Genomic DNA, 22,201 nt, shown 5'->3' with positions numbered 1-22,201 from the left:
GCCTAATTTTTATTTGAACCAATAATTTTTGTTTTAAAAAAATCAAATTTTTCTTGTGCTGCTGTTTGAGTTTTTCCAAATGCAAAAATATAATATTTAATTTTAGGTTCTGTTCCTGAAGGTCTTAAAGCCAATCAAGAATTATCATCTGTAAATTCAATTTTTATCATATTAGATTTAAGAAAATTATCTTTTTTATTGTAATCAACAATAATTTGATTTTCAAAATTTAAATTTTTAAATCTATTTTGTAAATCTTCTAAATTAATTCCTGCCTCTATTTCAATTTCAATATTACCGCTAACAATGTAACCATATTTTTCATAAATATCATTTAAAACATCAACAAGAGTTTTGCCTTGTTTTTTATAATATGAAACCATTCTAGGCAAAATTACTACAGATTGCAACGCATCTTTATCACGAGAAACAAATTCCTTATTTAGAGAACCATAACTTTCTTCAAAGGCATAAATACACTCTCTATTTTGTTTACTTTGTTCATTAATTATCATTCCAATTCATTTAAATCCAGTTGGAACAACATAAGAATCTATATTTTTTTCCTTGGCTATTATAGCAGGCATATTAGATGAAACATATGAATGCACCATATATTTGGTGTTATTGATATTCATTGAATCCTTATTTAAAACATTAATAACAAAATTTGCAATCAATGTTGCTGTTTCATTACCATTTAATAAAACATATTTATCGTTATGCTTAATGCCCAAACCAACTCTATCGCTATCTGGATCAGTAACTAAAAATAAATCACAATTATTTTTTCTAGCTAATTTTTCAAGCATTATATAGGCATCTTGTTTTTCTGGATTAGGATAACTACAATGTGTAAAGTTCCTGTCAATTTTCATTTGTTTTTTTACAAAATAAACGTTTTCGCCTAATCCTAACTTTTCGAATATTTGGGGAGCAAATTTACTTCCTGTTCCATGCAAAGGAGAATATGCCAATTTAATATTGTCTGTATCAATATCATTTGCAATATTGCAAATTTCATCAATATAAGAATCCTTCATTTTTTTACTAAAAAAATTAATATTTTTGAATGTTTTTTTAGTAAGTTTTTGAATATTAAAATTTTCATCATATTTTTCATATGATTCGAAAAAACTAGTCATTTCGTCAATTTCTTTTGGCAAGCATTGACTACCCATTTCATTGTATAACTTAATACCATTGTATTCTGCGGGATTATGACTAGCAGTTATATTAATCCCTCCTTGCATTTTATTTTTTAATATTGCATAACTTACAAAAGGTGTGGGAGTAATATCTTTACTAAAAAAAACTTTTATCCCATAGTTATTCAATATCATTGCACAACAAATTGCAAAACTATATGACATTCTTCTATTATCACGCCCAATAGCTATTTTAATTTCCTGATTAGGATATTTATTTAACAAATAATTAGAAAATCCATGCGCTACTCTTTGCACATGTGCATAGTTTAAATGATCTTCATTTTTACCTAATTTACCACGAATGCCCGCGGTACCAAATTCCAATTTTTTAATTTTCATATCTTGCATAGCCCATATTATATACTTTTATTTTTTGAAACGCAATTTGATTAATAAATTATATAATTAGTTAATGAAAATTTTAGATACAGACAAAGAAACAAAAAATGAAAACGAAACCGAACCTTTTAATCAGAAAATTAAAAAATACTTTAAAAATTCTATTAAAGTAAAAATTTTTGATATTTCACTTGGGGGAATTCTGTTAGGAATGCAAATCATTCTTATGATAATTGCAAAATTAACAATTCTTAAAATAGTTCCTTTGGAAATCGAATTTGTCTTTTACATTTTTTATGGCTTAATATTTGGACCATTTAAAGGTTCGTTTTTTGCAATTCTAGGAGATACGCTTGTTTTATTAATTACAGGTTATATTGGAACGTGATTTTGATTATATGCAATAATACCTCCGTTAATTGCAATTACAAGTTCTATTTATTTTTTCATTTTTAAAAACGTAAAAAGTTTTAGATTGATTTTTTCAATAGCAATTTTATTATCATCCTTAATTATTATTTTAGTTACTTATTTTATGCATGTAAATGAAGATGGAACTTTTAATATTTCTAAATCAAAAACCTTGCCTAAATCGTTTTTATTGTGAATGATTATCGCTTTTGCTTCCTTAATAATTTTGGCTTTTATTACTCTTTATATTTCTTATAAAGTTACTAAAAAAGAAAAAATAATGAATTATTTACTAGTATTTAGTTTAATTATTTTTATTGTTATTATTTATAGATGAACATTAGGACCAATTGCTTACATTTCTTGATATAATCATTTCAATAAGACTAAAGGAACAACTAAATTTAAAACATTAGGCACTGATTATGTTTTGATAACTATACCTATTATTATTAAAAGTGTAATTACAATTCCGGTATATACTCTTATTTTAACCCCTATATTTAACATCACCCATTTTTTAAAAGAAAAATATATTGATTCAAATAATTCAATCTCATATTAATGAGATTTTTTTTATATTAATAAAAAATAATTATTTTTGTTATAAAATTCATATTATGTTATCAAGAAGAAAATTTAGACTTGGAAATATTGGTGTTATTTATAAATATGAATTATTTGATAAAGAAATAAATATAAATGAAGTGTTTCAAGAAAATCAAGATCTCACAAATGAACAATTTTTAGAAATAGAAAAACTCAAAAAGAACTATTCATTTTATAAAAAAATAATAAGTTCCTTTTTAAATGCTGATTGAAAATGGGAAAGAATTTCTCCATTATTAAGAGCTATTTTAATTTACGCTGTACATGAACTATTTTTAATTGAACCTAGAATTGTTATAAATGAAGCGGTAGAAATAACCAAATATTACTTCGAGGATGAAAAAAATTACTATAAATGAATCAATGCTATTTTACAAAATATTTATAAATATTTAGTAGTGCAAGAAGCAAAATTAAGAGAAGAAAAAAATAATGACCATGACAAAAAAACAATTAATTAAATATTCTAAAAATTATTTAAAAAATAATGGCTTGTATAAAAACTACAAAAAAGTTTTTTGTTTTAGACAAACAAAGTTTTCCATCGAAAAAATTATTCAGATATTTAATTTTAAAATTAACACTGATTTTTTAAATTTAATAAATAACTATTTAATAGATGATAAAAATAAAAATATGGATGATTTTGTAAATAAAATAATAAGTATTTTTTCTAAAATAACAAGCGATGATGAAAAAATGTTAAGAAATTTTTGATCATATTATTGATTAGCCATAAATAAATATTACATGTTAAGGTTAGGTTCCAAACAATTTAGCGTTTATAATCCATACAAAGAAGAAATAATTTATGAAGTTGATATAACAAAAAGAAATTATTTTAGTTCTTTTTTAGATGAATTTAAAAAAAGACAAAATTTTAATATTAAATTAAGAAAAATATTTAAATCATGTCCCTTTTTACTTACAACTTCTTATAATTAAAAATAACCAAATTGCCTTTTTTAAAGACTTTTTGGTTATTTTAATATAATAATTCAATTATTTTTTCAAGCTCTATTTCATATTTTTTGGAAACATCTTCAAAATTAGAAAATTTATCTGATTCATATTTTGTTCCATCTATTAGAAGTGATTGAATATTTTTAGCACCTAAAAAATTAAATGTACCTTCTAGTAATTTAATATGGTCTCCAAATGGATACCATCCTTTAGGTGCTCCTTGTGAACCAATAATAATTACGTTAAGATTTTCTAAAAAGCCTTTCGATTGTCCTTTGCCAGAATATTTGTATGTAAAAGTTTTATTAGCAACACATATAGAATCAATAAAACTTTTTAATGTTGATGAATAACTAAAATTATACATAGGTGCATTTAAAACTAATAAATCAATATTTTTTAATTTATCAATTCATATGTCAGATTCTACATTGACAAAAAATTCATCTCTATTTAAACTTGTTAATTGATTTTCAGCAAATGGAGAATTGTTTAAATCTAAGAAAGTAATTTCGTTATTTTTATTTTTATCATTTATTTTTTTAATAAGTTCCATGCTGATATAGTCTGTCAAAGATTTTTGATTTACAGAAGTATTTAAGCATAATACTTTTAGTGGTTTGTATTTCATATTTTTACTCCTTTATTAATTTCATATTAAAATTATACAAAAATCATATAATTAATAAATATGATTACAAAAGAAATGGCAATAGGAATAAGCATAGGCACAATATTTACATTTACAATATTGACTTTTTTGTTTGCTTATACAATTTTAAAGGTAAAAAAGGAAAAAAATAAAAATAGTATTGGATTCAAATTTGAAAATAAAATTAAAAATAAAATGTTAAATATAGTTAAGACAAATAACTATAAATATTTAAATGGCGGGTTATTTAAGTACTCTGAAACTCAATGATTCGAAATTGACGGTATTTTAATTAGTGAAAAAGCTATTTTTATTATTGAAACCAAATATTATATTGGAACATTGAAAGGAAATGCTCTCGATACAGAAATCACTCTTATAAATAACAAAAAAAGAAAAAAATTTAGAAATCCGCTAATTCAAAATTTTAAACATATACAACATTTTTACAAAATGTGTAGAATGAGTTTTCCTATTTTTTCATTAGTTATTCTACCTTCACAAACCTCACAAGAATTGGAAGCTCTAGAATCTTGATCGGTTGTTGTCAATGAAGACAATATTGAACAAACCTTAAAAGAAATTGATGAGGACATGAAAGATGACCTTCCTATATCTAATGAAATAGTTAGAGCAATAATAGACATTACAAATGCATCTAGAACATCTTCATATAAAGATATTAAACGTTTCGGAAAAATAATAAAAAAGGATATCAATGACAAATAAAAAATTCCTTAAAAATTACTATTTGGATAATAAAGTATATGAAGTCTATACAGATATTAATTCTTCTAAAAATATTAAAATTGAATACAATGGAGACCATTTTATTATTAAACATTGTAATCACATTTCGATGGAAGAATATGAAAAATATGATTTAGACAAATTATTAAAAAAGCAATTGAACAAAAATATTATTATTTTATCATTTAAACCAGAAAATCATTGAATAAGTATTTTTGGAAAAAAAGTATGATTAAAATGAAATTATTTATATAGAAACATAAATCAATTTTATTTTTCAGAAGATGAAAATGAATTAATAATCTCATGTAGTATAAAATACCAAAATGATGAAAAATTAAGAAAAAAAATTTTTTTAAATGTTTTATCAAGAATATTAGAAAATTACATTAGAAATTTTCAAACCAAAATGTCTAACCAAATGAATGTTCAAAATACAAGTAATATAAAAATTGTTAATGTTTTAAATTATTGAGGCGAGCATAAATTTTCTAAAAATAAATCAATGTGAATTAGATATAACGTAAAATTAATTGCATTAGAAAAAGAATTAATAAATAGCGTAATTACCCATGAATTGTTGCACCATATTTATAAAAAACATACAAAACTATTTTATGAACAAGGCGATTATTATTATAGAAATTTTTCCAAATTTCAAAATGCTTTAAATAATATTAAGGTTTTACTAAAAGCGAATTAATAAACTATATAAAAACAAAATATAAAAAAGTCTACGTTAAATTTCGTAAACTTTTTTTATTTAAAATTTGAAAATTTTATTTATTGATAAGAGTTTGAATAAATTTCGTGAGTGAAGCCTTGTGTTCATTAAATCTAAAACTTGATACTCTATAAATTGGATAACCCTTAACTGTCATGAAATCGTTTTTGATTCTATGATCGATTAAGTCCTGAATCTCAAATCTATCAGCGGTTGTATCTAATGATAAACCAACAATAAAATTATTTTTATTATCTAATAATGCCATATCAATGTTATATGAACCTATACAATAGTCTAATTGAATTTTAATTTCTTTTCCAAAATTTTGCTCATTAATTCAACTAGTTAAATCGTAAACAAATTGAGAATTTGCATTTTTATTTTCATTGTAACTATTAATAACATTTTTTGTATATGATTTTTGTTTATCTACACTCATTTGAATATACGTTAATCATCTTTTAAAAGTTAGTAAATTATCATTTTTGGCATCAATGTCAGTTGCATAAATACTTTTAATAACAATCATTTTATCTTTTGCTCTTGTTATAGCAACGTTTAATGCATTTCTACCTTTTTTTGAACCAATATATGTTGAATGTAAGGCTGTAGCAGAAGTATAACCTACTGATGCAATAACTAATTCAGCTTCATCACCTTGAATATTTTCAATATTCCTTAAAATTACTTTATCTTCTAATGCCTCAAAAATTTTAGGAGAAATAAGTGAAATTTGTTCTCTAATAAAATCTTGTTGTTTTCTATTAAATGCCAATAAAATAATTGAATTGTATTTTTTAAGATTTTTTTCACAAACGTTTATAAGTTTTGCACATTCTGCCTCATTTTTATTATCAATTCATTCACCATTAACATCTATAACATCAACACTTGTTTTTCCTTTTTTAACATAGCTATCTAAACCTTTAAGACCTGATTGATAAAATTCCTTGCTTGAAAATAATACTAATTCACTAGAATTTGAACGATAATTCATTTCTAATAAATATTTCGGCAAATGATTATGTATTGCTCAATCTAATAAAGAAGTAATTTCTTCTTCTGTAAATTCATCTTCATTATTATCTCTAGTACTAAATCAATTAGATGGCTGCATTTGTTGATCATCACCAGCAACAACTACTTTGTCTGAAATGGAAATAAAAGGAATTGCTTTTTCAATAAAAATTTGGCTCGCTTCATCAAAAATTACATAATCAAAATGATCATTATCAAAATCAATAAAATTACCTAAAATTTCAGGAGTACCAACAAAAATATTATAGACACTTTTTATAATGTCATCAAACAAAGAGGTGATAATATAAGGTGGGGTAACCCTTCTTTCTAATCTTCCAAAAAATTCATTTAGTTTTTGTCTATGTGATTCACTTTTCGATCTATAGTTATCTAATTTTAATTTACTTGAATATGCATTGTTTTGATATATAGCTTCTAATAATTCAGGGGTTGTATTATCTAAATTTCTTCTATCTAGAAATCTATTGTATTCTTTTTCTTTTTTGTCAAATTGAATAAATGAATTTAAACGAATAAAATTAGATAATTGAACTAAATCCTCAATTGCATAAATTGATAAATATTTTTTATGATATTTCATTAATTGTTTTGCTAGTTTATAACTTTGTGAAAATGACATTGAATAAGGTGAATCATTTAAACGTTCTTTATAAATATGTTCCAATCTTTTTGCAAGATTACTTTTTGACATTTTATCAAAATATTTATAAATTCTTAAGAAGTCATTTTTACTATAAAACTTATTAAATAATTGATAAAAATTAATAATATGGTTAATATTAGCATCTAAATTACCAGCATTTTTAATATTTGTATAGGCAATTAAATCTTTATTAAAAATTTCACCTATTTCGTTTTTTGCATTAAAATAGCTAAATTCATCCTTACTAAAGAATGTTGAATTAAATTTTTCTAATTTGTTCAATTTAAAAACATTATTAATTTCAGTAAAATATTCAATAACTGGCTTATAAAAATATTCTTTTTCAGTTTTGTTAATTTTATTTCCTTCTGAAAATTGAAATAACATATTTTGATATTTTCCAAGACGTTTTAAAACTACGTCTAAAGCTACTTTTTTTTGTGAAATAAATAATGCTTTTTTATTATTTTTAGCAATATTTATCAAAATATTTGCAATAGTTTGGCTTTTACCTGTTCCTGGTGGACCAATAATAATTGATGAATTAGAAAGGGTACCAATTATAGCTTTTTCTTGACTAAAATCTGATGGTGTTGCTCTTGCAATTGTGTAACCATCTATTGTTTTCTCATAAGCATCTTTTTCATAATTATGTAAATCGTCGATATTAATTAATGATTCCATCTTGTCATTTGCAATTAATTTAATCATTGTTTCACGAAGTTTAGTTCCACCAAAATTAGCTTGCACCAAAACAGTACCTGGCAGCAACTCTAATTGTGAAGTGTTTTCAAAATTCTTTTTAGTCAATTCTTGAAATGGATCATAAACAAAATCACTAGATTCATTATTAAGAATTTCTTTTGTTTGTAAATTCAATTGTTCAACGGCTTGCTGAATAGTTACATTTTCTCCATCTACCAAAATTGGCAATTTATAAGAACTATGTTGATCAATTAAATATTGAATTTTTTCATTAACTATAATATTTTCGTCCAATGTTTCTAAATATACTGAATTATGATTTACAACTATTTTCACTGCTTTTAAAATATATGGTGCATAAAAGTAAACATCATCTTTTCTATATTTTAAAAAATAAGTACCAATATAAAGAGGTCAAATATTTGTTTGTGAATATATTTCTTCAATTATCTTACTATTTGTTTTTCAAGTTTTTATAAAGTCTTTATTGTTATTTAATATTTTTCTTTTATAAATATTTAATCATTTTTCATTATCTTTAGCAAGATTTTCACTCATTTTAGCAGTTATTGATGTATTGTTTTCTTTGGCTCACTCAATAAAGCCATCAACACTATTAATATTTTTTAAAGCATTTAAACTACTCGTTTCGTACGATTTTTTAATTGGAATTTCAAATTTTACATCTGTAAATATTTCTTTATTCTTTTTTAAATTTATTATTTTTCTTAAATCACAACAAATATTTGATGTTTTATAAAAAGTCGCATTATCTCCTCTACTTTTTATATCCAATAAATTATTAACTAATCTTTTATATTTTGAATCTATTATTTTTTTGATATCAACTTTTTCAATTTCATTTTTATCTAAAGCAAAAATTTGTTTCATATTACTCCTTGATCTCTATTATGAATATACATATATCAATATATATGTTAATTCTTATATTATATTAATTAGTATCATTATATAAAAATAAAAAAAATAAAAGTTATATTCAACAACTATAATCAAGGTTGAAATAATAATAAACTTAAAACAATATTACCAATTATTAAATAAACAATAGGTATTTTTTTAAAATACAAAATGGATGAAATAATTATTCCTGTAGGAACATAAATATATAGAACTATTTTCCGTCAATCACTATAAAAAAGATTTTTAAGTGTATTCTGATTAATAGTTCAGTATTCACTTAAGGATTTATTAAATTTTAAAAAAGGAAAAATAATAGCTAAAAATAATTGAATAATCAAAGCAACAATAATCCCCACAATTACAGGATTCATAATTTTTATTAATTTTGTAAAAAAATTGCTATTATTGATTTTTCTTGTATATCTTAATGCTAAATACATCATTAAAAAGGCTGGAAATATAAAAATTGAATATGTTAATAGCATTGCCACAAATCCTCATCATTCACCATTTGCTGTTAAATAACCAGTTATAAGTGCAAATTTAGGTGAAAGAATTCCTGGTGTGGCATTACCAATTGCAAAAATATTGTTTATAGTGATTTCCGAAATATTTAGATCAAATCAAGAACTTAGAGATATCCATAATCATTTAAAAATAGGCATAAATACTTGCCCACCACCAAAAACAGACAAACTAATAATTATTAAAAATAAACAAGAAACAAGAAGAGCCAACATTATTCATCTCCTTTTTTTGTAAATTTTTTATTGTATCTTTTTTTAACTATGTAAATACTAGTAAAAGTTAAAATTATTAAAAACATAATTGCAACGGGAATGTTATAAGGAGAAGGAACAAATAAGCAAAATAAAAAAGTAATTAAAAACAATGTAACTCATAAATTTGTTTTAATTTGATTTTTACGAAAATATTGAATTGAAAAACCAATTAAAGCTCCTATCACAGCTACCAAGACACCAACTTCGATAGCATATAAATATTTCAAAGGAATATATTTAGAAAAATAGATTAATACAAAAGCTACTAATGTATGCGGTAACGCGCCTATCAAAATTGCCAAAAGAGCTTTTCTAGGACCCAATAATTTAATAGATATATAACTGACTGCTTCAATAATACTTGGACCAGGCAACATATTAGTTATCACAACATTTTCTTCAAATTCTTCTTCTGAAAGTCATTTATATTTTTCAACTGAATATTTTCTAACAATAGGCATTAATGCATTGCCGCCACCAAAACCAATAAAGGTAATTAATAAAATAAATCCTACAACTTTTCAAAAGGACTCATTTTTTATTTTTGATACTTTATTATTTTCCATTTTTTTATTATACTTACTTTTAACTCAAAAATTTAATTATTATTAGGGGCCTTAAAATATAATTCGTTAAGACTTAATTTATTTTCCTTGAATTCAATTATTTCTAATTTATTCTTCAAAATTTCTTTTAGAAGAAAATTTTTTGAATTCTTAGTTAATTTACAATCAACGTAATTGTCGTTTAACATATGTTTAATTTTTAAATCACTTAATATTTTTAATAATTTGTTATTATTTTTAGTTTTAATTTTTACATTATATTTATTGTTTAATAATTTTTCTGAAATTAAACCTGAATCTAAAACTTTGCCATTTGAAAGAACTGTAAAACTATCAATATATTTTTCAAGTTCTAACAAAATATGACTAGAAATAAGTATTGTAATACCTTCTTTATTTAATTCTTTTATTGACTCATAAAATTCTACTCTTGCACTAGGATCTAAATTTGCAGCCGGTTCATCCATTATTAAAATCTGAGGATCATTCAATAAAGCTTGCATAAGTAAAACTTTTTTCTTCTGACCAGATGACATATCAGCAGCACTCTTATTGAATTCCTCTTTATTAAAACCAAATTTTTTTATTAAAAAATCAACTTTATTTTTTGCTTGATTTTTGTTTAAATTAGACATTTTAGCAAATGACATTAGATATTCTCGAATTGTCAATTTTTTGGGAAAAATGGCAACTTCTGGAATATAACCAACAATGTTTTTACATTTTTTATTTTTACTATTTATTCCGTTAATATAAATATTTCCGTAATATTTACTATAAAAACCTAACATAGTTCTTATTGTTGTTGTTTTACCAGCACCATTATCTCCAATAAACCCATGAAAAGAACCTTTTTTTACTACAAAAGAAATATTATCTACAGCAACCTTAATCTTATTTGATTTAATTTTAAAAAATTTGCTTAAATTGTCTACAACTATTGCATCTTCCTTAGAAAAAAATGTTTTTTGTTTTGAGTTAACTTTTGCGTTTTTAATTGTTTTATAACAATGTCTAACTTCTCTAAAATAATTTTGAATTTTTTTGATTATTTTCATATTACTTAAAATTCTTTCTTATAAATATAACTAAACCAATTGAAAACATTAAAAATGTTGCAATTAATGAACCAGATATAGCTCATATTTTTGTAATTGGTGATTTTCTTGAAAATACAACTAAATTATCCTCTAAAGGTATAATTTTAAAAATGCTTTTATCATATAAACTTAATGCAGAAATACTTGAAAAACCATTAATAATTGTTGATGAATTAATTTTTTGTAAATCTAATATATTTATATTAATTTTTTTATTTGAAAATTCTAATGCAAGCAAATAAAACGCTGAAGTATATTTTAAACCTTGGATAAGTTCTTTTTTAACATCTTCATACTTCTTTAATGCCTCAGCATATCTAACTTGATCAATTGGATTCATTGTTGTTGGTTTTTTAGGTGGTAAGAAGAATGCATCTTTTCCCTCAAACAAATTATCGATAATTGGTTTAATTATAGTAGTATCCTCTACCACGTTTTTAATGAAAGCAATCAAACCTTCAACATTACTTGAATCAAAAATATTGTGATTATTAATTGTCGTAAAAATTTTTTTAGAAGAATCATAAAAATTATCTAATTTATAAGTATCGCTAATTTCTAATAAACGGTTTAAAAAATTATTATTAAATTTGCGCAAATTGTTAAATAGACGTTTTATATTTTGTATTGGAGTTCCAGATATTAATTCACTTTGTATATCTTCAATGGTTTTAGAACCTTTATTTTTTATATTGTTAGACAACTCATATTGATCGAAACCTAAAGCAAAAAATTTAGTAGTTAAAATGTTTTTAGAACTATCTAAAACGGAAAATCTTAGAATAATATTATTATTTAAATTAATTCCATATTTGTTAAATTGATTTAAATTTAATTCATTATTGTTAATTTCTGTACTAATTGGTTCAAAATTTACAAATTCATTTCCCTTTTTTAAATTATCGTCATATAAAACAAAATTTTCATTGTAATATTCATCATAATTCAATCAGTATAAATAATTATATAAATTCTTATTATTGTTTTTAACCACATCAATTAATGATTTCTTATCACTATTTAGATATATATCTGTCATTCTTTTATTGTATGTTAATATATCTTTAGATTTTTCAATAGAAGTCTCTAATTCGTCAATTTGTTTATTAGAATTATTTTTATTATTAGGCGCTAAAGCGACAATTCTTGCTTGTGCCGCAGCAAGCGAATTTAAATTTTTATTTTGAGCAGGAAATTTTATAAAATTTAAAACCAAAATAATTAAAAATGGTAAAACACCAGCAATTAATTGATAAACTTTCATCTCTACAACTGCTTGAACTATAGCACCAATAGATAAAACTAATAAAGAAGATAAAAAACTTGCTAACATAAATGATAATGTGGAATAAACAATTGTTTTTAAACCAATATTAGGAACCATAACTTTACTTATTAAAAAACCTATTGACGTTATAGATAACATAAATAAAATACCTATAAAACAAGCTAATAAGTTAGCAAAATATATTTGATATCTATTTATAGGTTTAGAAAACATAACAATTTCTACTCCCTCAAGTCTATATTTATAAAATATGGATTGAGCGACAAAACTCGAAGTCATAAAGGAAATAAAAAGTGATAAACTAGCCAAATTGCTAGAAAAATAACTAGATTTTAAAACTGCTTCTGCTTGTAATTTATTTTCGGTAGACGAATTAATTGCTAGAGTAATTATTATATAAAAACAAGAAATGACAATTGGTGTAATATATGTAGAAAATTGTCTAAAATAAATTTTTAATTGTAATTTTAGAAAACTAAACATTTATTTCCTCTTTTGAATTTAAAATATAATAATCTAAAGTTTTTGCTAAGCCTCCCTTTTTAAAAGAAAATGGACTAACAAGATTTGCTATTTTTTTAAAACTTTTTACAGAATTCGCTAGTGCAATGGTTGTACCTACAATTCCTACCGCTGAAGCATCATTCATCGAATCTCCAATATGAATACAATCTTTTAAATCCACATTACGAAATTCAGCATATTTTTTATTAGCATCACCTTTGGTACAAAATTTTCTAGTTATTTCTAAAAAATCATTATTAAAGCCAGCTGAACTCACCATTAATTCATCTGCAAATAAATTTTGGATTTCATTTGCAAACCTATGTAGTTTTTTCTTGTTAAAACACCACATAATAATTTTAAAAGAATCAAAATTATTTTTAAATTCAGAATATTTTTTACAGTTTCCCTTCTTAAATTTAATTGCTAAATTAAAAAATTTAGAAGGTGAATAACTTTGATTTTTAAAATCAGAGTTTAAAATTAAAGTTATTTTTTGTTTTTTAGCTAAATCGAACAATTTTTGAGTTGTTTCTCTTGTTATATTAGCTGAAAAATATTCACTATCGTTAATAAAAATTTTTGAACCATTTCAGCCAATTCAATTCTTTTCACAATTTAATTCTTTTAAAATTTTATAAGTAAATTTTTTTGGTCCTCTTCCTGTAGATACAACGATTTCAATGCCTTGATTTTGACATTCTTTAATTTTCAATATATTCTCTTCACTGACTCATTTTTCTCCATGTTTTTTAGAATCTAATGTTGTTCCATCTAAATCAAGAAAAATTATTTTAGGTTTTTTTATCTTTTTATTCATTATGTTTAAATTATATTGTTTTATTATCATTATGAAATAAAAACTAAATAAATGTTATAAACAGATATTAAATAATAAAATATAATAAATATTAAATTATCATTATCATGATATTCTAGGAGTAAAAAATGAATATATCAATAAAAAATGTTGCCGTTAAATTAGAAATAAAAGAAGAGCAAGTTCAAACTGTTCTTGATTTAATTAATGAGGGAGCAACTGTTCCATTTATTGCGCGTTATCGTCAGGGTGCTACAAATGGTTTGGATGAAGAAATCATTCAAAAAATTAATGATTATTATATATATGATGTAGAACTAAATAAAAGAAAAGAAGCAATAATCAACATCCTTAAAGAAAAAGAATTATTAACACCTGAGATAGAAAATAAGCTTAAAAAAGCTTCTACAAAAGCTGAAGTTGAAAATATCTATGAGCCATTTAAAGTTGGTAAAAAAACAAAAGCTAGCGATGCTATTGCATTAGGATTAGAGCCATTAGCTAAAATGATTCTTGAAACTACTAATGAAAACTTTAACCCTTATTTCGAAGCAAAAAAATACTTAAACGATAAGGTTGAAACAGTAGATTTTGCAATCGAACAAGCAAAATATATTATTAGTCAAATTATGTCTCAAGATGTTGAAACACGTGAATATGTTAAAAATCAAATTGTTGACTTTGGTTTTGTTGTATCCAATAAGAAAAAAAATGCAATAGATGAAAAAGAAGTTTTTGCACAATATTATGAATATAAAGAAAAAATTAAATATATTCCAAACCATAGAATTTTAGCAGTAACAAGGGGCGAGGATAAAAAAATTCTAAATTATGATTTGACATATAATGTAAAAAAAATTCAATATGATTTAAACAATAAATACTTTAAAATAAAAAGAACTGGAAAAATTATTAATGAATCTTTAATTTATTCATTAGATCATTTAATTTTTCCTTCTATTGTTAGAGAAATTAAAAGAGATTTATTTGAAAGAGCGGAAAAAGAAGCTATTCAATTATTTGCTGATAATGTAGAAAATATGTTACTATGACCCGCTGTTAAAAACAAAACAGTAATGGCAATTGATCCCGCTTTTGTAAATGGCTGCAAAATTGCAATTTTAAACTCACAAGGTAAATTTTTAGACAAAAATATAATTTATCCAACACCACCACGTAACCATGTTGAACAAGCTAAAAAAATTGTTAATAATCTAATTAATAAATATAGAGTAAATATTATAGTAATTGGTAATGGAACAGCTTCAAGAGAAACTGAAGAATTTATTGCAAAATTAATTAAAGAAAGAAAAAAAGATTCCCAACATATGAATGAAGAATTATCATATGCTGTTGTTAGTGAAGTTGGTGCAAGTGTTTATTCTGCTTCAAAATTAGCAAATGAGGAATTTCCTGATTTTAGTGTTGAAGAACGTTCAGCTATTAATATTGGAAGACGTTTTCAAGATCCTCTAAATGAATTAATTAAAATTGATCCAAAAGCTATTGGCGTTGGTCAATATCAACACGATGTCAATCAAAAAGAATTATCTAAATCATTAGCTTTTAAGGTAGATAAAGTTGTTAATAAAGTTGGAGTTGATTTGAACTCTGCAACAAAAGAAATTTTGACTTATATTTCAGGTCTTTCAAAAAAAATTGCTGAAAATATTGTTAATTATCGAGAAGAAAATAAAAAATTTAAGAATAGAGAAGAATTAAAAAAAGTAAAAGGTTTAGGACCAAAAGCATATGAACAATCTATAGGATTTTTAAGAATTCATGATTCAGAAAATTTTTACGATAGAACATCTATACACCCTGAATCTTATGCATTAGCAGAGAAAATTGTTAATTATTTAAAATTAGATTTAAATAATATGGATGTGGACAAAATCAAAAAACAAGATATTAAAAAATTGGCAATAAAATTTGATTCAAATGAGTTTGACATTAAATTAATTATTGATTCCTTGTTAAATCCCACAAAAGATATTCGTGATGATAAAGATGGATATATATTAAAAGATGACATTTTAGATATTAAAGACTTAAAACCAGAAATGATTATTGATGGTTCAGTACAAAATATAACCGATTTTGGAGCATTTGTATATATTGGACTCAAACAAGCTGCATTAGTTCATATCTCGAATATGAAAAAAAATAAAGATGATTATATTAAACACCCGAGTGAAATTTTAAAAGCCGGTGACAATGTCAAAATTCAAATCTTAGATATTGATATTAAGAGAGATAGAATACAAGCTAAATTAATTTATGAATAATTAAATTAAAACAGCAATTAACGCTGTTTTTTTATTTAAAATTTGTTGATTATAAATATATAAACTATAATAAATACATGAACAAATTTATTAATTTATACAATACCACAGAATATACATTTTTAGATTCACTAATTAAAGTTGAAGAATTAGTAAAAAAGAGTAAGGAAAATGGCTTAGAAGCAGTTTGTTTAACTGATCATAATAATATGTTTGGTCTTGGTATTTTTTTAAAATCATGTAAAAAATTCAACATAAAACCAATTATTGGCGTGGATCTAGATGTTGATAAATATCGCTTTATACTTTTAGCCAAAAATTATAAAGGATATCAAAAAATTAACAATCTTATACTAAGAAAAAGTAAGTCTCAACCGCTTGAAATTACTGAATTAGATGATGAAAATATTTTTGTTTTAGATCATCCAACATTAGGTTTTTATGCTCAAAACCAACAAAATTTACAATTTAAAAATCAAAATTATTTTATAAATAGCGAAGACGTTTCAATAAATAATGCAATCAAAATTAAAACCAATAAAGTATTATATTCAGAAGATAACGACACTCTTAAAATTCTACAACAACTCAATTCAAACACCATAGATAAAAATTATTATAATGACTATTTTATAGATATAGAAGTTAATTCTATTATTACCGAAAGAATTAACAATATAGTAAAACAATGTAATGTTGTTTTTCCTAAAAAAGAGTTAAAATTACCAAAATTTGATAGGGAAAATAGCGAAAAAATATTTATTGAATTAATTGAAAAATCTATTGAAAACAATAAAAAAGAACTACTGCCTTATAAAAATATTTTTATTGAAAGAATAAATTATGAATTTGATGTTATTAAGAAATTGGGATATATTGATTATTTTTTAATAATTCAAGATTTAGTTAATTGAGCTAAAAAACAAAATATTGCAATAGGACCAGGTAGAGGTAGTGCTGCTGGATCTTTAATTTCATATCTATTAAATATAACCACAATTAATCCTCTTAAATATAATTTACTATTTGAAAGATTTTTAAATTCAGATCGTGTTTCATGACCTGATATTGATATTGATATTCAAGATGATAGAAGAAATGAAGTATTTAATTATTTAAAAGAAAAATATGGAAGCAAAAATACTGCATTAATTTCAACTTTTCAAACAATAGGTCCTAAAATGGCTATAAGAGATATAGGAAGAGTTTTAAATATTTCATTAGGAATAATTAATAATATTTGTAAATTGTTGGAACGTGAAAACGACTTAGAACATGCATATCAAAAAAACTTAGCATTTAAGGTTGCTATCGATCAAATAGATGATAACAAAGGATTAGTTTTATTAAAACATGCTATAAAAATTCAAAATTTACCACGTCAACAAAGTTTTCATGCGGCAGGCTTTATTATTGCAAACGATTCAATTGTAAATATCGCACCAACCTCATTGAGTAATGTTGATGATTTTCAACAAGTTCAATTAACAATGGATTATATAGAAGATTTTGGGTTATTAAAAATTGATTTACTAGGCCTTAAAACGCTAACAGAAATAAAAATGATTGAAGAAAATATTGAAAATGAAAAACATTTTGATTTACTAGTTAAAAACAATGCGCAAGAATTAAATGATCCAACAACATTTGCAATGTTAAATATGGGATTTACAGAAGGTCTTTTTCAATTAGAATCTAATGGAATGAAAAGCACAATAAAAAAGGTTATGATAGAAAGTTTTGAAGACTTGTATGCCATAATTTCGCTATTTAGACCTGGACCAAAAACATATATTAGTGAATATGCAAAAATTAAAAAAAATCCTAAACTAATGGATCAAATTCATCCAGAATATGACGAAATAGTTAAACCTACTAATGGAATTATAGTTTATCAAGAGCAAATAATGCAAATTGCTCAAAAAATAGGTGGTCTAACTTATAGTCAAGCAGATATATTACGACGTGCAATAAGCAAAAAAAAGGAAATGGATATTCAATTGTATAGAAATTTATTTTTTCAAAATGCCTTAAAAAAAGGAATAAAAGAAAAAATCATTAATGATATTTACAATAATATTGAAAAATTTGCTTTGTATGGTTTTAATAAATCTCATGCGGTTTGTTATGCTTACATAACAATGAAAATGGCATATTATAAATCTCGTTATCCTTTACTATTTTATAGTTCATTAATTTCAAATTGTGCTGGAGCTCAAGCAACTATAAACAAATATTCTGCCGAAATTAAAAGTATGAATTATATCGTTCATTCTCCAGAAATAACAAAATCACTTAATAAATGTCGAATATATAATAATGAATTGTATTTACCATTCACAATGATCAAAAATTTTGGAAATGAAGGAATTAATAAAATACTAAAAGATATTCAAGATAATGGTTTTTATCCACAAAATATAACCGAAATATTAATGAGATTAAAATTCGCTGGATTAACAGATAACCAAATTAAAATTCTAATTAGTGCAAATTGTTTTAGAAATTTTGGAAATATTAAACATATTGAGAATGTCTTTAATCAAATACAAGATATTTATAACCTTGTTAAAAACTATAATTCTTTTAAAGAGGCATATGATAAATTGAATAATATGGGTTACTTAAATTTATCATTTGAAAATAGTGAGGATATTGACATAAATTATGAAATGGATAAAGAATTATTTTATTTAGGTGAAACATATAATGTTTTTCCTACTTCAAAATATGAAAAAAATTATAAATACAAATTAAAAGATATTCAAAGTAATAAGATTGAAAAATGCGCAGTTCAAGTTGTAGAAATTAAACTATTTAAAAATAAAGAGTTTTTCTTAATTATTGTTAAGGATAGTTCAACTAGAGTAGAATTTTTTATAAATAAAAAACTTTATAATAAATATTCTCCTTTAAAAATAAATGACATTATTGAATTACATGTTTCATATAATACAAGATCTAATAAATTAAAGATTGAAGACTGAAAGGAAATAAAATAATGAAAAAAGAACCTTTTTTATTAATAGATGGAAATTTTTTGATGTTTCAATCTTTTTATGCCTCTTATAATCCATATAATGAACAAAAGTTAATGCATTCTCCACAAGGAATAACAACCAATGGAGTTCATGTTTTTTTAATGACATTGTTTAAACTTATTAAGGAAGTAAAACCACAATATCTCTTTATAGCTTTTGATGCATTTGGTAAAACTAAAAGACACGAAAAATTTTCAGAATATAAAGCAGGTAGAATTAAAGCGCCTGAAATTATTTTTGAACAATTTACTTTAATAAAAAAAATTCTTACTAAAATGAATATTAAGTGATTTGAGCAAGTAGGTGATGAAGCTGATGATTTAATTGCAACTTTAGCTCAAAATAAAAATACTTACAATTATATTTTTTCAAAAGATAAGGATTTATTACAACTTGTCAATGAAAACACAAGTATATTAAAAGTAATGAAAACCAGTTCATATACAACGGGTTTTGAATTGATTAATAATACAAACTTTAAAAATTTAATGGGCATAGAACCATGACAAATACCAGATTTTAAGGGTATTGCAGGTGATGCTTCAGATAATTTAAAAGGTATTCCTGGAATAGGAACAAAAGGTGCTATAAAATTAATCAATGAATTTCATTCGTTAGAAGAAATATATGAAAATATTGATTCCATAAAAGGTAAAATTAAAGAAAAATTAATAAATGGTAAAAGTGAAGGCTTTTTATGTAAGGAACTTGCCTTATTAAATAGAAATGTTAATATGAATCTAAATATTAATGATTATAAAATAAATATTAATGAAAAAGAAGGTTCTAAAATATTAGAAGACTATAACTTAATAACTGTTCTAAAGAAATTTTTTATATATTAAAATCTGTGCTATTGTAAAATGGTGCAGGTTTTTTACATTATTAAAAAAACTACCAACTTTGGTAGCTTCATTATTAATAATATTATTTTTTTTCTTTGTGATTAGTATGTGTATTGCATTTACCACAATATTTTTTTAATTCCACTTTTTCAGGGTGATTTTTCTTATTTTTTTTGCTAATGTAGTTTTCCATTTTGCATTCTGTACAGAAAAATGTGAATCCTTCTCTTGCCATATGTCCTCCTATTAATTTGTGAAAATCTTTTACTATTATATAGAAGTTGTCTATTTTAATAAGAATTTTTTAATAAAAAATGAATATAAATAAATATTTCTAAAAAATTTCTTTGATTTATTTTTTTTTCAATTAAAATGATATTGATGAGTTCCTTAGTTGAACTGTTACCTAGTCCAAAGGGATGGGTTGCTTAAGAGTATATAGACTCCTTTCGAAAAAATAATTGAAAAAAGTTTTGTGCGCGAATCTTTTTAATTTCAAATTATCTTATATGTTAATCTTAAATAAAAAGACCTTTTTTAGGGTCTTTTTATTTAATACCTAATGTAAGTAAATAAAACCAAATATTAAAAAACTATAACCTTAATGAAGATTTATATTTTTTTATATTTTATTAATGTAAAATTAATTTTATGCAATATAAAGAAAATCAAATAATAAAAAATGTAACAGCATCAAAATTAACTTATGAAGGTCTTGGATTAGTTCAAATAGAGAATTATTCAATTTTTGTTGAAAATATGTTACCTGATGAAGTTGCAAATATCCAACTAAAAAAGGTTAATAGTAAATTTGGTTTTGCCAAAGTAATTGATTTAATTAAAAAATCATCACAAAGAATTGACATAAAAAATAAACAATTGGCAAAAACAGGCGCAGCTTCCTTACTGCATTTAAGTTATTCTGATCAATTAAAATTTAAATATGATATTGTTAATAATTTATTTACTAGAAATCTCCACTTTAATAAAACGCAAAATACATATCAATCACAAAAACAATGAAATTATCGAAATAAACTAACTGTTTTTGTAGAAAAAATCAACAATAAAAATATTATTGGTTTATATGAAAAAAATACTCACAAAATTGTTGAGCAAAATAAATACGATTTAGCACATTTTGAAATTGAAAAAATTCTTATTTGATTACAACAAAAAATAAACGAATATGACTTTTTTATAGGAACAAAAAATAAATTAAATAAAATAACAATTAGATATTCTGAATCATATAATCAACTAATGGTAATATTAGAAACTAATAATAAAATAAATATTGATAACTCATTTATAGAAAATATAAAATCCGCTTTTCCTAACTTACATTCTTTATTACAAGTTTTCAAAATAAAAAATAAATACAAATGCATAACATATATTAATAATAAGGATTTTATAAAGGATAAAATAGATAACATAGATTTTTTAATCACTTGAGATAGCTTTTTTCAAGTTAATTCTTTTCAAATAAATAATTTATATAATTGCTTATTAGATAATTTAAATTTAAAAAATGATGATATTGTATTGGATGCATATTCTGGTATTGGAACCATAAGCTTAAAAACAGCAAAAAAAGTTCACAAAGTATATGGATTAGAAATAGTCCCAAACGCAGTAATAAATGCTAAAAATAATGCACAATTAAATAATATTGATAATGCTTATTTTTTTGCAGGAGATGTCATAAAAACAATTGACAAAATAAAAGATAAAATAAATATTGTCATTGTAGATCCGCCAAGATTGGGATTAAGCACACAATTTATAAATAAAATTATTCAAATAGAGCCTAGAGAAATAGGATATATTTCATGTAATCCTAATACTTTGTGCCGCGATAGCGATATATTATTAAAACATGGTTATGAATTAATTTATCTTAAGCCTTTTGATATGTTTTGTCAAACTCATCATATTGAATGTGTAGCAATATTTAAAAAAGTAAAGCACTAAAATAATGCTTTACTT

Annotated in this window: 18 protein-coding genes; 9 read left to right on the top strand and 9 right to left on the bottom strand. The window is 23.1% G+C overall.

The window, feature by feature from the left end:
* Positions 1-2: 2 nt before the first annotated feature.
* A complete protein-coding gene (locus tag T388_RS0103295) occupies positions 3-1,559 on the bottom strand; it encodes a phospho-sugar mutase (protein WP_245598354.1) in 1,557 nt (518 codons plus the stop codon).
* 64 nt (positions 1,560-1,623) lie between these two features.
* On the opposite strand from T388_RS0103295, the gene T388_RS0103290 reads away from it, so the two are divergent.
* The 3 genes from T388_RS0103290 to T388_RS0103280 are packed head-to-tail and all read left to right on the top strand — an operon-like array spanning position 1,624 to position 3,515.
* Positions 1,624-2,526, top strand: a complete 903-nt coding sequence (locus T388_RS0103290) for an ECF transporter S component (RefSeq protein WP_036456967.1) — start codon at positions 1,624-1,626, stop codon at positions 2,524-2,526.
* A 55-nt stretch (positions 2,527-2,581) separates the two neighbouring features.
* Positions 2,582-3,031, top strand: a complete 450-nt coding sequence (locus tag T388_RS0103285) for a transcription antitermination factor NusB (RefSeq protein ID WP_027120873.1) — start codon at positions 2,582-2,584, stop codon at positions 3,029-3,031.
* Positions 3,009-3,515, top strand: a complete 507-nt coding sequence (locus T388_RS0103280) for a hypothetical protein (RefSeq protein WP_027120872.1) — start codon at positions 3,009-3,011, stop codon at positions 3,513-3,515. The genes T388_RS0103285 and T388_RS0103280 overlap by 23 nt, the downstream gene beginning before the upstream one ends.
* 40 nt (positions 3,516-3,555) lie before the next feature.
* On the opposite strand, the gene T388_RS0103275 is transcribed toward T388_RS0103280, so the two are convergent.
* Positions 3,556-4,164: an FMN-dependent NADH-azoreductase gene (locus T388_RS0103275; RefSeq protein ID WP_027120871.1), complete on the bottom strand. Its 609-nt coding sequence runs from the start codon at positions 4,162-4,164 to the stop codon at positions 3,556-3,558.
* Between the two features lie 60 nt (positions 4,165-4,224).
* Here T388_RS0103275 and T388_RS0103270 point away from each other — a divergent pair, with 60 nt between their 5' ends.
* A complete protein-coding gene (locus T388_RS0103270; protein WP_036456964.1) occupies positions 4,225-4,914 on the top strand; it encodes a nuclease-related domain-containing protein in 690 nt (229 codons plus the stop codon).
* Complete coding sequence (locus T388_RS0103265; RefSeq protein ID WP_027120869.1) at positions 4,904-5,638, top strand: YgjP-like metallopeptidase domain-containing protein; 735 nt, start codon at positions 4,904-4,906, stop codon at positions 5,636-5,638. The genes T388_RS0103270 and T388_RS0103265 overlap by 11 nt, the downstream gene beginning before the upstream one ends.
* A 76-nt stretch (positions 5,639-5,714) precedes the next feature.
* Here the strand turns inward: T388_RS0103265 and T388_RS0103260 are convergent, their stop codons facing one another.
* The 6 genes from T388_RS0103260 to T388_RS0103235 form a co-directional block, all read right to left on the bottom strand.
* Complete coding sequence (locus T388_RS0103260) at positions 5,715-8,942, bottom strand: DEAD/DEAH box helicase (RefSeq protein WP_027120868.1); 3,228 nt, start codon at positions 8,940-8,942, stop codon at positions 5,715-5,717.
* 116 nt (positions 8,943-9,058) lie between these two features.
* Positions 9,059-9,715 (bottom strand): chromate transporter, encoded by a 657-nt coding sequence (locus T388_RS0103255; RefSeq protein WP_036456961.1) that lies wholly within the window; start codon positions 9,713-9,715, stop codon positions 9,059-9,061.
* A complete protein-coding gene (locus tag T388_RS0103250; protein WP_036456960.1) occupies positions 9,715-10,323 on the bottom strand; it encodes a chromate transporter in 609 nt (202 codons plus the stop codon). Before T388_RS0103250 ends, T388_RS0103255 begins: the two co-directional genes overlap by 1 nt.
* A gap of 32 nt (positions 10,324-10,355) precedes the next feature.
* Entirely contained in the window at positions 10,356-11,381 is a 1,026-nt protein-coding gene (locus tag T388_RS0103245) for an ABC transporter ATP-binding protein (protein ID WP_027120865.1), read from the bottom strand.
* A gap of 1 nt (position 11,382) precedes the next feature.
* Complete coding sequence (locus T388_RS0103240) at positions 11,383-13,194, bottom strand: ABC transporter permease (RefSeq protein ID WP_027120864.1); 1,812 nt, start codon at positions 13,192-13,194, stop codon at positions 11,383-11,385.
* The gene (locus T388_RS0103235; protein WP_027120863.1) at positions 13,187-14,035 is read right to left on the bottom strand and encodes an HAD-IIB family hydrolase; all 849 of its coding nucleotides are present in this window, start codon (positions 14,033-14,035) and stop codon (positions 13,187-13,189) included. Before T388_RS0103235 ends, T388_RS0103240 begins: the two co-directional genes overlap by 8 nt.
* Before the next feature lie 128 nt (positions 14,036-14,163).
* Between T388_RS0103235 and T388_RS0103230 the strand changes: the two genes are divergently transcribed.
* The 3 genes from T388_RS0103230 to T388_RS0103220 all read left to right on the top strand — a co-directional run bounded on the left by T388_RS0103230 (position 14,164) and on the right by T388_RS0103220 (position 20,209).
* Positions 14,164-16,323: a helix-hairpin-helix domain-containing protein gene (locus T388_RS0103230; RefSeq protein WP_027120862.1), complete on the top strand. Its 2,160-nt coding sequence runs from the start codon at positions 14,164-14,166 to the stop codon at positions 16,321-16,323.
* A 77-nt stretch (positions 16,324-16,400) separates the two neighbouring features.
* Positions 16,401-19,325 carry a DNA polymerase III subunit alpha gene (dnaE, locus tag T388_RS0103225; RefSeq protein ID WP_027120861.1) on the top strand — a complete coding sequence of 975 codons (2,925 nt, stop codon included), beginning with the start codon at positions 16,401-16,403 and terminating at the stop codon, positions 19,323-19,325.
* The gene (locus tag T388_RS0103220; protein ID WP_027120860.1) at positions 19,325-20,209 is read left to right on the top strand and encodes a 5'-3' exonuclease; all 885 of its coding nucleotides are present in this window, start codon (positions 19,325-19,327) and stop codon (positions 20,207-20,209) included. Before dnaE ends, T388_RS0103220 begins: the two co-directional genes overlap by 1 nt.
* An 82-nt stretch (positions 20,210-20,291) precedes the next feature.
* On the opposite strand, the gene rpmG is transcribed toward T388_RS0103220, so the two are convergent.
* Positions 20,292-20,444 (bottom strand): 50S ribosomal protein L33, encoded by a 153-nt coding sequence (rpmG, locus tag T388_RS0103215; RefSeq protein WP_027120859.1) that lies wholly within the window; start codon positions 20,442-20,444, stop codon positions 20,292-20,294.
* 416 nt (positions 20,445-20,860) lie between these two features.
* On the opposite strand from rpmG, the gene rlmD reads away from it, so the two are divergent.
* On the top strand, positions 20,861-22,186 hold the full coding sequence (gene rlmD, locus T388_RS0103210; protein ID WP_027120858.1) for a 23S rRNA (uracil(1939)-C(5))-methyltransferase RlmD: 1,326 nt from the start codon (positions 20,861-20,863) through the stop codon (positions 22,184-22,186).
* Positions 22,187-22,201: the final 15 nt, after the last annotated feature.

It is taken from the genome of Mycoplasmopsis lipofaciens ATCC 35015 (assembly GCF_000686585.1).
Taxonomy (GTDB): domain Bacteria; phylum Bacillota_I; class Bacilli_A; order Mycoplasmatales; family Metamycoplasmataceae; genus Mycoplasmopsis; species Mycoplasmopsis lipofaciens.
The sequence above is the reverse complement of the archived record's forward strand: the minus strand, read 5'-3'. Positions and strand labels throughout refer to the sequence as shown.